Raw genomic sequence first — 14105 nt, 5'->3', positions numbered from 1 at the left:
AACGAGCGTCCTGCAGATGCGACGCTTCCTTCGCCCATGACCGACGTCGACATTGGCCCGACAGGCGTTCTGCCCGAGGGTCTCGCCTTCCTCGCCAGCGGCGGCGAACTCGCCGACGCGATGCGCGCTCTCGACGAGAGAGGCACGCCGCTCGGGCCCGCCGCGGGATGGTCGGCGAGCCTGAAGGCCACCGTCGGCTTCATGCTGCCCTCGCAGGCGCAGATGGTGCTGTTCTGGGGCGACGACTATCTCGCGCTCTACAACGACGCCTACGCGCCGACGATCGGCTCCAAGCATCCGGACGCGCTCGGCCGGCCGGCGCGCGACTACTGGTCGGAGCTCTGGGACGATCTCGAGCCGCTGCTGTCGCGCGTGCGGACCACCGGCGAGACCTACACGGCCAAGGACCGGCCGTTCGTGCTCTCGCGCGGGTCTGGCGTCGAGCAGGTGTTCTTCGACATCTCCTACCAGGCGATCCGCGACGAGGCGGGCGCGGTGGCGGGCGTGCTGTGCATCGTCGGCGAGACCACGAAGCGGGTGCTGGCCGAACGCCGCCTGAAGTTCCTGGTTGAGCTCAGCGACCGCACCCGCGCGATCGGCGATCCCGAGACCATCAAGGCGGTGGTGGCGGCGCTGCTCGGCGAGCGTCTCGGCGTGGCGCGCGCCGGCTACGCCGAGATCGCCGACGACAGCCTGACCTTCTCCGTCACCCGCGACTGGTCGCTGCCCGGGGTGGCGGGCCTCGGCGGGCGCTACGACCTATTGGCCTTCGGGCAGGAGATCGCCGACGACCTGAAGCTCGGCCGCGTGATCCGGATGGAGAACGTCGACGACCATCCCTTGTCGAGCGAAGCGTTTCGGGGGCTCGGCGCCGTCGGCAACCTCGCCGCGCCCCTGATGAAGGACGGCCGCTGCGTCGCGGTGCTCTATGTCCACACGCTCGAGCCGCGCCGCTGGTCGGACGACGACGTCGCGCTCGTCAACGAGGCGGCGGAGCGCACATGGTCGGCGGTCGCCCGCGCCCGCGCCGACAGGAACGCGCAGGAGAGCGAGCGCCGCTTCGAGGCGATCGCCAACTCGATCGACCAGATGATCTGGTCGACCCGGCCGGACGGCTATCACGACTATTACAACGACCGCTGGTACGAGTTCACGGGCGTGCCCTACGGCTCGACCGACGGCGAGGCGTGGAACGGCATGTTCCACCCCGACGACCAGGAGCGCGCCTGGGGCTTGTGGCGGCGCTGCCTGGAGACCGGCGAGCCCTACCACATCGAATACCGGCTCCGGCATCGCACCGGCGCCTATCGCTGGGTGATCGGCCGCGCCCAGTGCGTGCGCGACGCGGGCGGGCGCATCACGCGCTGGTACGGCACCTGCACCGACGTCGAGGACCTGAAACGCGCCGAAGGCGCGCTGCGGGAGCTCAACGACACGCTCGAGACCCGCGTCGCCCATGAGGTCGCCGAGCGCGAGCAGATGGCCGAGGCGCTCCGGCAGGCGCAGAAGATGGAGGCGCTCGGCCAGCTTACCGGCGGCGTCGCGCACGACTTCAACAATCTCTTGCAGGTGGTGGTCGGCAATCTCGAGATCCTTCAGCGCAACCTGCCCGAGGACGCCGCCCGGCTGCGGCGCTCGGCCGACAACGCGCTGATCGGCGCCAACCGCGCCGCGACGCTGACCCAGCGGCTCCTCGCCTTCGCACGCCGCCAGCCGCTCGCGCCGCAGCCCGTCATGGCGAACTCGCTCGTGACCGGCATGGCCGAGCTCCTCACCCGCACGCTCGGCGAGACCATTCATCTGGAGACGGTGCAGGGCGGCGGGCTCTGGCGCGTCGAGGCCGATCCCAACCAGCTCGAAAGCGCGATCCTCAACCTCGCGGTCAACGCCCGCGACGCGATGCCCGAAGGCGGCAAGCTGACGATCGAGACCTCGAACGCCCATCTCGACCACGCCTATGCGGCCGAGCGCGCCGAAGTGCAGCCCGGACAGTATGTGGTGATCGCGGTGTCGGACACCGGCTCCGGCATGGAGCGCGCCACCCGCGAGCGCGCCTTCGAGCCGTTCTTCACCACCAAGGAAGTGGGCAAGGGCACCGGCCTCGGCCTCTCGATGGTCTACGGCTTCGTCAAGCAGTCGGGCGGACACGTCGCGATCTATTCCGAACCGGGCGTCGGCACGACGGTGAAGATCTATCTGCCGCGGCTCATGGGCGAGTCGCCCGAAGAGGCCGAGATCGCCGTCTCCGGCGTCGTGCCCGACGGGTCGCGCGCCGAGACGATCCTCGTGACCGAGGACGACGACGACGTGCGGATGTACTCGGTCGACGCGCTGCGCGAGCTCGGCTACCGCGTGCTCGAGGCCTATGACGCGGCCTCGGCGCTGCGGCTTCTGGAGCGGCAGGAGGGGCGGGTGGACCTGCTGTTCACCGACGTCGTGCTAACCGGCGGCATGAACGGGCAGGAGCTTGCGGAGCGCGCCCGGGCGATGCGGCCGGGGCTGAAGGTGCTGTTCACCACCGGCTACGCCCGCAACGCCATCGTGCACCACGGAAGACTCGACGCCGGCGTCGAGCTTATCACCAAGCCTTTCACCTTCGCCGATCTCGCGGTGCGCGTGCGCGACGTGCTGGACGACCGTCCGGGCCGGCCGAAGGGATAGGCGGCTTCAGCCGCCGAGCCGCGCCGTCAGCTCGCGCGTCTTCAGCGCGCGGCCAGACCGCAGGATCTCGATCTTCGCGCGATAGTCGCCGGCCGGCCAGCCCGCCGCAGGGCGCTTGCGGCCGGTGAACAGCGACCACTGCGCCTTCGGCCGCTCTGCGACGGGCGCATCGTTGCGGGAGAGCTCCCGACCGTCCGGCGCGAACAGCGTGACGCGAACGCCGTCGCCGCGCCCCAGCCCGACCACGCGGGCGAAGGCCATCAGCGCCGCCGGGTCGCTTCCCGGAGCCCGCGCCTCGATGGCGCCGCTCTCGATGTCCTCGTTCGGCGCCGGGCCGTCCGCGAAGCCTGCGTTCAGCACAAGCGGCGCCTCGATCGCGACGGCCGCGGCGGCGTCCGCGCCCATGCGCTTTTCGTCTCGCCGCAGGAACTGGACGGGCCGTCGACCGCATAGGGATCGACGGGCTCGCCGTTTCGGCGCAGCGCGAAGTGAAGATGGGGAAACTCGGTCGCGCCCGAGAGCCCGATCCGCCCGATCGCTTGGCCGCGGGCCACCTGGTCGCCCTTCTTCACCGCCACCGACCCCTTGCCATGTGGCAGTACTGGGTCGACCATTCGTCGTCATGGCGGATCATGACGCCGTTGCCGCATTCGACGCCCTCGACCGCCTCCCGGCCGCTCGCCTTGAGGCCGGCGTCCTCCATACCGTCGCGCGTTCCGACCACGACGCCTGGGGCGGCGGCCCGCACCTCGACGCCGGCCTTCTGCGCGGCAGTGGTCGGCGCGCGGAAGTCGACGCCGTCGTGGCCGTCATAGCCGAGCGCCGTGCAGCGGAAATCACGCACGCCCTTGCCGGGATCGTGGTCGAAGAGGTTCTGGACCGGACAGACGAGCCCGGCCGGACAGACGATCGGCGCGGACAGCTCGACGGCGGCTGTGGGCAGCGCCGACAGGACCACGCAGGCCAAGGCGAGACGGATCCTCATGGCTTCAGGTCTAGCCGATGCGGCGGACGCTCGTCACCTCGTCTCCGGCCTTTCGGATCCGCTCTATCGCGGATGTGAGCGGCTCGACCGCGACAGCCATCGCCCAGGCGTTGGCGTGCAGAAGCGTGTCGGCGTCGCGCACGAAGGCCACATGGCCCTTCCAGAACACGAGGTCGCCGCGCCGGGCCTTTTCGAGATCGACCCGCTTGCCGAGATCGGCCTCCTGCATGTCGCTGTCGCGCGGGGCGGGCACGCCGCAGGCCGCAAGGCCCGTCTGGACAAGCGCCGAGCAGTCGAGCCCGAGGCTTGTGCGCCCGCCCCAGAGATAGGGCGCGCCGACGAAGCGCTCGGCGACCGCCACGGGGTCGGTCTCGAAGCCGTCGAGCGGCTTCAGGTGGCCCCTGACCGCATAGGCGCCGGTGTCGAGCACCGCGAAGCGGTCCTCGAAGCCCACGACGCTGACGCGCGCCCATCGACAGCGCGTCGACCGGCGGAGCCTTAATGGACGGGGAGGGGAACAGCAGCGTCCGGAGCGCCGCGACCCGGTGGGTCGGGCCGGGCCCGAGCTCTTCGGAGAGCGCCGCGGAGGGCAGGTAGCCCACATAGCCGTCGGTCACGAGCTGGCCCCAGGCCCAGCCCTCGAGCTCGTCATAGACGGTGACTTCCTCGCCGTAGAGGACCTCGGTCTCGAGCGGCGACGACGCGCCCGGCGCCCGGCGCAAGCCCGCATGGCCGACCGCAACGCGGCGACGCTGACCTTGCGTGAACCGCAGCGCCTCGACCTTGCCCTTGAGGCGCGCCGCCGCGACGTCCGGGCGGGCAGGGGTGACGCGGCGGTCGAACGGCACGGCCATGCGGCGCAAATCCTCGAAAGATCGGGCCGCGGAGCAAGCGCCGACGCGATCCTCGCGTCAATCGCCGAATAGCAGGGGCGCGGCGAGGAACCCGACGATGACCAGCGCGAGCGCGATCCAGCCGAACAGTTTTCCGCGGGTCTCCATCAACCGCTTTGCGTGGTCGCCGAAGAAATAGATGATCCCGCAGGGCAGGGCGAAACGCACCCCGCGCGCGACGATGCTCGCGAGCACGAAGGTCATGAAGTCGAGCTGGGTGAGGCCGCTCGAAATGGTGATGACCTTGTAGGGGATCGGCGTGATGCCGCCGCCGATCAGCACCATCAGCCAGCCATACTCGTTGTATTTCGCGGCGATCTCCGCGAAGTCGCCGCTCATGCCGTAGAACCGCATGATCGGTTCGCCGACGGCCTCGAACAGCAGATAGCCGATCAGATAGCCGACGATCCCGCCGATCACCGACGAGATCGTGCAGACGGCCGCGTAGCGCCACGCCTTGGCGCGCTCCGCCAGGATCATGGGAACGAGCATGACCTCGGGGAACATCGGGATGAACGAGCTTTCGGCGAAGCACGCGGCCGCCAGCGCCCGTTCGGCGTGCCGGTGGCGCGCCATCCTCATCGACCAGTCGTAGACCCGTGACACCGCCGCACCGCTTCAGTTCGAACGATGCGGGTTATGGACCGATTTCCTTGACGGAACGGCGCCGAACCGCGCCGCTTACGCCATCGTGAAGAGGCGGCTCAGGCTCCGTATCGCCGGCTGAGCAGCGCCATCAGCGCGCGACGCCTGCACCTCGCCGCCTTCGGGGCGACCGGGCTTGGCGCTCGGGGCCCAGGCGAAGATGTCGAAGTGGGCCCAGCTTCGCGCCTTCTCCACAAAGCGCCTCAGGAACAGCGCCGCGGTGATGGAGCCCGCGAACGCGCCGCTCGAGATGTGGTTCACGTCCGCGATCTTGGACGACAGCAGGTCGTCGTAAGGGTTCCAGAGCGGCATGCGCCAGAGCGGATCGTGCTCGGCCGCAGCGCAGCGCAGGAGATCGGCCGCGAAGGCCTCGTCGTCGGTGTAGAGCGGCGGCAGGTCGGGCCCGAGCGCGACGCGCGCGGCGCCCGTCAGGGTCGCGGCGTCCACCATGATCTCGGGCGCCTCCTCGTCGCCGAGCGCGAGCGCGTCGGCGAGCACGAGGCGGCCTTCGGCGTCGGTGTTGCCGATCTCGACCGTGAGACCCTTTCGGCTCGGATAGACGTCGCCGGGGCGGAAGGCGTCGCCCGAGATCGAGTTCTCGACCGCGCCCACGATGAGGCGGAGCCGCACCTTCAGCTTCGCGCCCATGATCATGGCGGCGAGCGCGATCATGGCCGCGGCACCGCCCATGTCCTTCTTCATCAGCAGCATCGCGGACGACGGCTTGATGTCGAGGCCGCCGGTGTCGAAGGCGACGCCCTTGCCGACGAGCGTGACCTTCGGCGCGTCCTCCGGCCCCCAGCGCAGGTCGACGATGCGCGGCGCGCGCGGCGAGGCGCGGCCGACCGCGTGGACGAGAGGGAAGTTCTCCTTGAGCAGGTCGTCGCCGACGATCGACGAAACTTCGGCGCCGTGCTCGCGCGCAAGCGTGCGGATCGCCTCCTCGATCTCGGCCGGGCCCATGTCGTTGGCCGGCGTGTTGACGAGGTCGCGCCCGAGCGTCACGGCCGCGATCGTGCGTTCGATCTCGGCGGCGTCGACGCCCTCGGGGAGGGCGATGCGGACCAGCTTCGCCTCGGACTTGCGATAGCGCGTGAACCTGTAGGAGCCGAGCCCGAAGCCGAGCGCCGCGAGCCGCGCGTCGCCCACCGCGCCGTCGAAGCGATAGGCGCCGGCCGGCAGCGCGCCGACGAGCTTGCCGACGAGGAACGGGTTCTTCGACGTCGCGTCCGCCTTCTCGACGCCGAGCACCACGCCTGCAAGCGCGCCGCCGTCGCCCGGGACCAGCAGCGTCTTGCCCGCGCCGAGCTCGAAGCCCGTGGCCTTGGCCCAGGCCGCCGCAGCTTCGGGCAGCGCCTCGCCCGAGGGCGTGAACCAGACAGGCGTCGCGGGCTCGGACGACGGCGCGAAGAGGTCGGTCATGTGCGTTCGGCTCCGCATCGAGAAAGGGCGAGCAGGTCATCGCACGACCGGATTGGCCTGTCGCGCTCTTCTCCCCTCCCCCTTGCGGCGAGGGGGCGGGGGTGGGGGTGGTTCCGGAAAAGGCGAAGAGGGCGACGTCGCTCTACGCTCATTGGCTGATCTTCATTCTGAGCCACCCCCACCCTTACCCTCCCCGCTAGTGGGAGGGGGCGGAGACGTCGCGCCAGCCGTCGGGTGGTCACGCCGCTGCGGAGAACATCTCGGCGGCGAGGCGGCCTTCATGCTCGAAGGTCGCGGGGCCGGTCATGAGGATGTGGTCGTCGCCCTCGCGCCAGACGATGCGCAAAGGGCCGCCCGGCAGGCTGACGACGACGTCGCGGCCCGTGCGCCTCGTGCGGGCGGCCGAGACAGCGGCCGCGCAGGCCGCGGTGCCGCAGGCGAGCGTGAGCCCCGCGCCGCGCTCCCAGACCTTGAGCGTGATCGCCTCCTTCGAGGTCACCTTGGCGAGCGAGATGTTGGCGCGCTCGGGGAACAGCGGGTGGTTCTCGAGCATCGGTCCGGAACGGCGCAGGTCCACGACGTTGAGGTCGTCGACCCAGAAGATCGCGTGCGGATTCCCGACATTGGCGACCGAGGGCGAATGGATGAGCGGGGCGTCGATCGGCCCAAGCTGCAACTCGACCGCGCGGGTGTCGGCGAACTCTTCGGACAGGGGAATGTCGGCCCAGCCGAAGCGGGGCTTGCCCATGTCGACCGTGATCTGGTCCGGCGTCTCGCCCGCCGAGCAGATCAGCAAGCCGGCGTCGGTTTCGAGCGTCAGGCTCGCGGCGGCCGGTTTCGCGCATCAGCCACCAGGCGACGCAGCGTGTGCCGTTGCCGCAGGCCGAGACCTCCGAACCGTCGGCGTTGAGGATGCGCATGAAGCCGTCCGTGCCGGGCGTGCGCGGATCATGCACCGCCATCAGCTGGTCGAAATGCGTCTTCGGCGCTCGCGCGAGCGCCTGAGCGTCTTCTTCCGTGGCGCGGGCCTTGGAGCCGCGCAGGTCCACGATCAGGATCTCGTTGCCGAGTCCGTTCATCTTGAGAAAGGGCCGGTCGATCAGGGCGGACATCGCAAGAACCTTGGTTGCGTGCGCCGTAGATATACCGGGCGACGCCGTTCCGCGAGAGGCTGCGCGACGGCGCAACCGGCGCGTTGCGCATGAAGGCTCGACACGTGCGGCCGAGCCGCCTAAGCGGTCACCTCACATCACAGCCTCGTGTGCCCCCATGTCCGCCGTCGATCCAGAGGCGCAAGGCGCGACCCCGGTTCCGGAGTCGCCGCTCGCCTTCCGCCACCGCAATTTCACGCTGTTCTGGTTCGGGCGGCTGACCGCGACGTTCGCGGTGCAGATCGTCTCGGTCGCGGTCGGCTGGCAGGTGTACGACATCACCCGCGATCCCTGGGACCTCGGCCTCGTCGGGCTGATCCAGTTCCTGCCCGCGATCGCGCTGGTGCTGTTCACGGGCCAGGTGGCGGATCGCTTCCCGCGCCGCCTCATCATGGCGGTCTGCGTCGCGGTCGAGGCGGTGGGAGCGCTTGCCTTGGTGGCCGTCGCGCTGATGGAGACGCCCTCGGTCGGGTTGATCTTCTGCGTGCTGTTCCTGTTCGGCGTCGCGCGCGCCTTCTTCTCCCCGGCGAGCTGGGCGATCGTGCCGAGCCTCGTGCCGCAGGCCGCGCTCGCCAACGCCATCACCTGGGGCTCGTCCGCCTGGCAGTTCGCCACGATCGTCGGCCCGGTGACGGGCGGCCTGCTCTATGGCCTCGGCGCGCCGGTCGCCTATGGCGGGGCGGCGGCGCTCTTGATGGCGTCCTGCGTCCTCAACCTCATGATCACCTCCCCGCACGTGCGACGGACCCTCGAGCGGAACTGGGACTCGCTCGCCGCCGGCTTCCGCTACGTGTTCACCGAGAAGGTGGTGCTCGGCGCGATCTCGCTCGATCTCTTCGCCGTGCTGCTCGGCGGCGCCTATGCGCTGATGCCGGCCGTCGCGCGCGACGTGCTCGACGTCGGCCCCTGGGGGCTCGGCATGATGCGCGCCGCGCCCGGGATCGGCGCGATCGCGGTCGCGGCGCTGCTCTCCGTGCGGCCCATCACCGATCGCGCCGGCCACATCATGTTCGTGTGCGTGGGCCTGTTCGGGCTCTCGGCGGTGGTGTTCGGCCTGTCGCAGACCGTGTGGCTCTCGATCGCCTCGCTCGTGGTCATGGGCGGGGCCGACATGGTGAGCGTCACGATCCGCGAGACCCTCATGCAGCTCTGGACGCCCGACGAGGTCCGCGGGCGGGTCAACGCCGTCAACATGATGTTCATCGGCGCCTCGAACGAGCTCGGCGAGTTCCGCGCCGGCGCGATGGCGTCGGTGATCGGGGTGATGCCCGCGATCATCTTCGGCGGCGTCGGCGCCATGGCGGTGGCGGGACTGTGGGCCTGGATGTTCCCGCAGTTGCGGACCGCGCGGTCGCTGGAGAAGCGCGAGGGTAAGGGCCCGCTTGCCCTCCGGGCTCCGGCGCGCCAAACCCTGCGGCGAGCTTCCGCAGAACAAGAGAGCGCTCCGAGATGACCGACCTGCCGACCGAGATGACCTATGTGAGCGCCTCCGGCGACGGCGGGCCCGAGGTGCTGGGGACGGCGAGGGGCCCGGTTCCGACGCCCGGCGACGGCGAGGTGCTGATCGAGGTCGCGGCCGCGGGCGTCAACCGGCCGGACGTCATGCAGCGCAAGGGCATGTATCCGCCGCCGCCCGGCGCCTCGTCGATCCTCGGCCTCGAGGTGGCGGGCAGGATCGTCGCCGTCGGCAAGGACGTGAAGGGCTTTGTGGTCGGCGATCAGGTCTGCGCGCTGCTGACGGGCGGCGGCTACGCCGAATACGCGGTGGCCCCGGCCGAGACCTGCCTCGCCTTTCCGAAGGGTCTCACGGCGGTCGAGGCGCGGCGGTTCCCGAAACCTTCTTCACCGTCTGGGCCAACGTCTTCGACCGCGCCGGCCTGAAAGCGGGCCAGAGCTTCCTCGTCCATGGCGGCACGTCGGGGATCGGCTCGACCGCGATCCAGCTCGCGGTCGCGCGCGGCGCGACGGCCTACGCCACCGCAGGCGGACCCGAGAAGGTCGCGTTCTGCGAAAAGCTCGGTGCTGCGCGTGGGATTGATTATCGGTCCGAGGACTTTCAGGCGGTTCTGAAGGAGGAGACCGGCGGCAAGGGCGTCAACGTCATCCTCGACATGGTGGGCGGCGAATATACGGGCAAGAACGTCAAGAGCCTCGCGCCCGAAGGCGTGCTGGTGCAGATCGCCTTCATGCAGGGGCCGAAGGTGCAGATCGACCTCACCCCCATCATGCTGAAGCGCCTCACCGTCACCGGCTCGACGCTGCGCGCGCGCCCCGTCGCCGACAAGAAGCGGCTCGCCGAAGCGCTGCAGCGCGAGGTGTGGCCACTGATCGAGGCGGGCAAGGCCAAGCCCGTCGTGCACGCGACCTTCCCGCTGGAGAAGGCCTCCGAGGCGCACGCGCTCATGGAGGAGAGCTCCCATATGGGCAAGATCGTGCTGACGACTGGCAAGGGCTGAGCGGGCTTTCTTGCGCGCCTGAACCGCCGCCCACATGCCCGCGCCTTCGCGCGGGCATCCACGACTTGGTCGTTCGGCGCCGCGCTCTGTGACCAAATCGTGGATACCCGGCTTCGCCGGGCATGACGGCGCAGGTTCAAGCGCCATCTCACGGTCCCGCGCCTGAGATGGCGGCGCCCGCTGTTCAAAATTTCATCTAGCGCAGATGTCTAGAATTTATATCGTCGCCCGGTGAGGCGGCTTGGTAAGGCGCGTCTCTGTCCGGAGCCTCGCCTTGACCGTCTTCACCGCAGCAGCCGTGCAGTTCGAGCCGACCATGTTCGAGAAGGAGCGCAACGTCACGCGCCTGCTCGACCTCGTGCGCGAGGCCGCGGACAAGGGCGCCAAGCTGATCGTGACCCCCGAAATGGGGACCACCGGCTATTGCTGGTTCGACCGCGACGAGGTCTCCACCCAGGTCGAGACCATTCCGGGCGCGACCACCGACCGCTTCGCCGCGCTCGCCAAGGAGCTCGGGCTCCACATCGTCGTCGGCATGCCGGAGGTCGAGCCGGCCACCGGGCTCTACTACAACTCCGCGGCGCTCATCGGTCCGGAGGGGCTGGTGGGAAAACACCGCAAGTCCCACCCCTACATCTCCGAGCCCAAATGGGCGGCGCCCGGCGATCTCGGCCATCAGGTTTTCGAGACCGAGCTCGGCCGCATCGCGCTCCTGATCTGCATGGACATCCATTTCGTCGAGACCGCGAGGCTCGTGGCGCTCGGCGGCGCGGACGTGATCTGCCATGTGTCGAACTGGCTCTCCGAGCGCACGCCCGCGCCCTACTGGATCAGCCGGGCGTTCGAAAACTCCTGCTACCTGATCGAGAGCAACCGCCGGGGTCTGGAGCGCACCGTCCAGTTTTCCGGCGGCAGCTGCGTGATCGAGCCCGACGGCGCGATCGCCGCGGTGATCGACGGCGGCGACGGCGTGATCACGGCCGAGATCGACACCGACCGCGCGCGTGAGCGCGTGGTGCTCGGCGAGCCGACCTTCGCGCAGCGCCGCCCGGATCTCTACCGCGAGCTTCCCACCGGACAGTCCGGCTGGAATCCGCTCGACTTCTTCAGCCTCTACGGCCACCGTCCGCTGCCGGCGGGCAGGCGCTCGAAGATCGCGGCGGCGCAGTTCGCGCCGAGCTCGAACGTCGCGGCGAACCTCGTGAGGATCGCCGAATTCGCGGGAGAGGCGGCGGCCGAAGGCGCTGCGCTGGTCGTGTTCCCGGAGCTCGCCGTCACAGGTCTCGAGGATCCGGCCTCGCGCGCGGAAGGTCTTTCGGGCGTGTCCGTCACGCGCCTGCTGGCGCTCGCCTCGAAACTCAAGATCCACATCGTGGCGGGGCTCGCCGAGCAGGACGGCGAAAAGATCTACAACTCCGCGGTTCTCGTCGGGCCCGAGGGCTTCGTCGGGTCGTACCGAAAGATCCATCTCGCGAGCCGCGACCGCGGCTGGGCGAGCGCGGGCGACAGCTGGAAGGTCTTCGACCTGCCGCTTGGCCGCGTCGGCCTGCTGATCGGCCACGATGCGCTGTTCCCGGAGGCCGGACGCATCCTGGCGCTGCGCGGCTGCGACGCGATCGCGGTTCCGGCGGCGATCGGGGGCCAGTTCAGCTTCGGGCACGCCGGCACCGACGTCGCCCAGAACTTTCCGATCCCGACCGGCGCGGACCCGTTCCACTGGCACCACTTCCGGGCGCGGGCGGGCGAGAACAACGTGGTGCTGGCTTTCGCCAACGTGCTCGACGAGGACGCCGGCTATCCGGGCAAGAGCGGCGTGTTCGGGCCGGAAACCTTCGTGTTCCCGCGCACCGAAGCGATCGTGTTCGAAGGGGAGGGGGTGGCGGTGTCGGAGATCGACACCTCGAACCTCGACACGCCCTATCCGACGAACCCGATCCGCCGGAAGGATCTCGTGACGATGCGGCTGCCGCACCATTACGTCCCGCTCGCCGTCGAGGCCGGCAACGAGCAGGCGGCGGCGGTCGCCTGAGGGGGCGACTTCCCGAGTCATAGAGCCGCGACGCGGACCGCCTCCCTCCCCCTTGTGGGGAGGGTAAGGGTGGGGGTGGCTCAGAATTGGTCGCCACGGTTCAGCGTCGAGCGGCGTCGCCGTCTTCGCCCTTTCCGAAACACCCCCACCCCCGACCCCTCCCCACAAGGGGAGGAGAGACGGCCTCAGGCGATGCCGTCGATGGTGCCGTCTTCGAGCAGCTTGATGTTGGCGGAGGCCGGCACCTTTGGCAGGCCCGGCATCGTCATGATCTCGCCGCACACCACCACGACGAAGCCCGCGCCTGCCGAGAGCCGCACCTCGCGGATCGGCAGCGTGTGGCCTGTCGGCGCGCCGAAGGCGGTCGGGTCGGCCGAGAACGAGTTCTGGGTCTTGGCGATGCAGACCGGGAACTTGCCGTAGCCGGCCTCTTCCCATTCCTTCAGCTGCTTCTTGACCGAAGCCGGGGCCGTGACCTTGTCGGCGCGATAGATCTCCTTGGCGATCTTCTCGACCTTCTCGAGCAGCGGCAGGTCCTCGTCGTAGAGCGGCTTGAAGTTCGAGGGTTCTTCGCCTGCGATCTTGACGACCGCGCGCGCAAGGTCTTCCGCGCCCTTCGCGCCGTCCGCCCAATGCTTGCAGACCACGGCCTCGACGCCGAAGTCCTCGCGCACAGCCTTCTGCAGCGTGTCGATCTCGGCGTCGGTGTCGGCGAAGAAGTGGTTGATGCCGACCACGACCGGCACGCCGAACTTCTTCACGTTCTCGATGTGGCGGCCGAGATTGACGAGTCCGGCCTTCAGCGCCTGGACGTTCTCGGTCTTGAGGTCGTTCTTGGCCATGCCGCCGTGCATCTTGAGCGCGCGGACGGTCGCGACGATCACCACGACGTCGGGCGAGAGGCCCGAGAAGCGGCACTTGATGTCCATGAACTTCTCGGCGCCGAGATCCGCGCCGAAGCCGGCCTCGGTCACGGTCCAGTCCGCGAGCTTCATGGCGGTCTTGGTCGCGATGACCGAGTTGCAGCCATGCGCGATGTTGGCGAAGGGCCCGCCATGGATGAACACCGGCGAGCCGTCGATCGACTGCACGATGTTGGGGCGCAGCGCGTCGCGCAGCAGCACGCCGAGCGAGCCTTGGGCGTCGACGTCCTTGGCGGTGATCGGCTTCTTGTCCGGCGTGTAGGCACGACGATGCGGCCGATGCGCTCCTCGAGATCCTTCAGGTCGTTCGCGAGGCAGAAGATCGCCATGATCTCGGACGCGACCGTGATGTCGAAGCCGGCCTCGCGCGTGTAGCCGTTGGTCGGCGCCCCGCAGCCCGAGATGATCGAGCGCAGCGTGCGGTCGTTCATGTCGAGCACGCGGCGGAACACGATGCGGCGCGGGTCGATGTTGAGCGGGTTGCCCCAGTAGAGCGAGTTGTCGACGAGCGCGGCCAGCAGGTTGTTGGCGCTGGTGATGGCGTGGAAGTCGCCGGTGAAGTGCAGGTTGATCTGCTCCATCGGGATGACCTGCGCCTTGCCGCCGCCGGCCGCGCCGCCCTTCACGCCGAACACCGGCCCGAGCGAGGGCTCGCGCAGGCACATGATGGCGTTCGCCGATGTGGTTGAGCGCGTCGCCGAGGCCCACCGTCGTGGTGGTCTTGCCCTCGCCCGCGGGCGTCGGCGAGATCGGTGACGAGCACGAGCTTGGCGTTCTTCTTCGCCGGCAGCTCGGCGATGAAGCGGTCGTCGACTTTCGCGATGTGCTTGCCGTGAAGGTGAAGCGCGTCTTCCGGAATTCCGGCCTTGGCGGCGATCTCGGCGATGGGCTTCAGGGTCGCCGCGCGGGCGATCTCGATGTCGGTCGGCATGGTGCGCGG

At 69.6% G+C, this 14105-nt stretch carries 7 protein-coding genes and 5 pseudogenes; 4 read left to right on the top strand and 8 right to left on the bottom strand.

Annotated features, from left to right (window positions below; all coding sequences use genetic code 11):
• The first annotated feature begins 36 nt into the window (after window positions 1-36).
• Complete coding sequence (locus K6K41_RS09915; RefSeq protein ID WP_261404889.1) at window positions 37-2661, top strand: ATP-binding protein; 2625 nt, start codon at window positions 37-39, stop codon at window positions 2659-2661.
• Window positions 2662-2667: 6 nt separating this feature from the next.
• Here K6K41_RS09915 and K6K41_RS09910 read toward each other — a convergent pair whose 3' ends face one another.
• The 7 genes and pseudogenes from K6K41_RS09910 to dapF all read right to left on the bottom strand — a co-directional run bounded on the left by K6K41_RS09910 (window position 2668) and on the right by dapF (window position 7718).
• Entirely contained in the window at window positions 2668-3066 is a 399-nt protein-coding gene (locus K6K41_RS09910) for a hypothetical protein (protein WP_261404888.1), read from the bottom strand.
• Window positions 3015-3275, bottom strand: a complete 261-nt coding sequence (locus tag K6K41_RS30345) for a M23 family metallopeptidase (protein ID WP_428978577.1) — start codon at window positions 3273-3275, stop codon at window positions 3015-3017. Before K6K41_RS30345 ends, K6K41_RS09910 begins: the two co-directional genes overlap by 52 nt.
• Window positions 3230-3646: a M23 family metallopeptidase gene (locus K6K41_RS09905; protein ID WP_261404887.1), complete on the bottom strand. Its 417-nt coding sequence runs from the start codon at window positions 3644-3646 to the stop codon at window positions 3230-3232. The genes K6K41_RS30345 and K6K41_RS09905 overlap by 46 nt, the downstream gene beginning before the upstream one ends.
• 10 nt (window positions 3647-3656) lie before the next feature.
• Window positions 3657-4500, bottom strand: a pseudogene (locus tag K6K41_RS09900) (C40 family peptidase).
• Window positions 4501-4557: 57 nt separating this feature from the next.
• Window positions 4558-5145: a YqaA family protein gene (locus tag K6K41_RS09895; protein ID WP_261404886.1), complete on the bottom strand. Its 588-nt coding sequence runs from the start codon at window positions 5143-5145 to the stop codon at window positions 4558-4560.
• 98 nt (window positions 5146-5243) lie between these two features.
• A pseudogene (locus K6K41_RS09890) lies at window positions 5244-6606 on the bottom strand (leucyl aminopeptidase family protein).
• A 238-nt stretch (window positions 6607-6844) separates the two neighbouring features.
• A pseudogene (dapF, locus tag K6K41_RS09885) lies at window positions 6845-7718 on the bottom strand (diaminopimelate epimerase).
• 157 nt (window positions 7719-7875) lie between these two features.
• On the opposite strand from dapF, the gene K6K41_RS09880 reads away from it, so the two are divergent.
• The 3 genes and pseudogenes from K6K41_RS09880 (at window position 7876) to K6K41_RS09870 (ending at window position 12242) form a co-directional block, all read left to right on the top strand.
• Window positions 7876-9210: an MFS transporter gene (locus K6K41_RS09880; protein ID WP_261404885.1), complete on the top strand. Its 1335-nt coding sequence runs from the start codon at window positions 7876-7878 to the stop codon at window positions 9208-9210.
• A pseudogene (locus K6K41_RS09875) lies at window positions 9207-10213 on the top strand (NAD(P)H-quinone oxidoreductase). The gene K6K41_RS09880 and the pseudogene K6K41_RS09875 overlap by 4 nt, the downstream one beginning before the upstream one ends.
• 316 nt (window positions 10214-10529) lie before the next feature.
• On the top strand, window positions 10530-12242 hold the full coding sequence (locus tag K6K41_RS09870) for a nitrilase-related carbon-nitrogen hydrolase (protein ID WP_261405695.1): 1713 nt from the start codon (window positions 10530-10532) through the stop codon (window positions 12240-12242).
• A gap of 185 nt (window positions 12243-12427) precedes the next feature.
• Here K6K41_RS09870 and K6K41_RS09865 read toward each other — a convergent pair.
• Window positions 12428-14096, bottom strand: a pseudogene (locus K6K41_RS09865) (formate--tetrahydrofolate ligase).
• Window positions 14097-14105: the final 9 nt, after the last annotated feature.

Source organism: Chenggangzhangella methanolivorans (genome assembly GCF_019797865.1).
In the GTDB taxonomy this organism is placed as follows: domain Bacteria; phylum Pseudomonadota; class Alphaproteobacteria; order Rhizobiales; family Methylopilaceae; genus Methylopila; species Methylopila methanolivorans.
This window is presented reverse-complemented; position numbering and strand designations above follow the sequence as displayed.

Coding starts and splice junctions, on each gene's coding strand:
- K6K41_RS09915 (WP_261404889.1), top strand. CDS start 37: ATGACCGACGTCGACATTGGCCCGACAGGCGTTCTGCCCGAGGGTCTC.
- K6K41_RS09910 (WP_261404888.1), bottom strand. CDS start 3,066: ATGGGCGCGGACGCCGCCGCGGCCGTCGCGATCGAGGCGCCGCTTGTG.
- K6K41_RS30345 (WP_428978577.1), bottom strand. CDS start 3,275: ATGGTCGACCCAGTACTGCCACATGGCAAGGGGTCGGTGGCGGTGAAG.
- K6K41_RS09905 (WP_261404887.1), bottom strand. CDS start 3,646: ATGAGGATCCGTCTCGCCTTGGCCTGCGTGGTCCTGTCGGCGCTGCCC.
- K6K41_RS09880 (WP_261404885.1), top strand. CDS start 7,876: ATGTCCGCCGTCGATCCAGAGGCGCAAGGCGCGACCCCGGTTCCGGAG.
- K6K41_RS09870 (WP_261405695.1), top strand. CDS start 10,530: ATGTTCGAGAAGGAGCGCAACGTCACGCGCCTGCTCGACCTCGTGCGC.